We start from the raw sequence: 607 nt of genomic DNA, 5'->3' as shown, positions 1-607 counted from the left end.
CACAGTCTTTGTCACCAACTAAGGCACTCGATACAGCCGCAGCTGCGGTTGGTGTGCGTCTTGCGGTTCAGGCCATGAGCGCGCAGCTATGGGCCGGTAATACCGAAACGAACTTGAGCCTAGAGCTTCAGTTCCATACGGAAACTGATCCCGTTACAGATGTTCGGACTCCTATCGTTAACCTTTTTAAGTTGACGATGCCTAGTACTGGCAAGTATGGGTTTCTGGAAAGCCCCGGCCCTTCGATCGACTTCGGAGATTCAGCGGCCTCCATAGCCAAGGACGCGGGTACCAATATAGGAACTTCTATTGGGTCAGTCGTCAATGGTGTGCTTGGCAGTGATAACGTAACCAATTTCCTGAGGGCTGTAGGCATAACGCCAAAGGCAGGGTCGCTGACCAACACGTCGCAGAACTCGAATGATGGAGCCAACAATACGGTACCGGCAGATGCCACGGTAAACCCGAGCATGGGTACTGCTGCCTACTGGAACACGAAGCTGAAGAACCGCATCTCGATCAAGATTGGCAACTATCTGTTCTTCGACTCAGTGGTTATCACGCGAGTCTCTATAACGGCGGCCTCGAACTTCGATGCACAGACTGG

The 607-nt window shown here is 52.6% G+C and carries 1 protein-coding gene; it reads left to right on the top strand.

What is annotated here, in order from left to right:
* Positions 1–607: hypothetical protein (locus AC1RPG_RS07950; protein WP_481762460.1), on the top strand; the 607-nt coding region annotated here is incomplete at both ends.

The organism is Dellaglioa sp. CoH-57-MRSF-18, from assembly GCF_056781995.1.
This window is presented reverse-complemented; position numbering and strand designations above follow the sequence as displayed.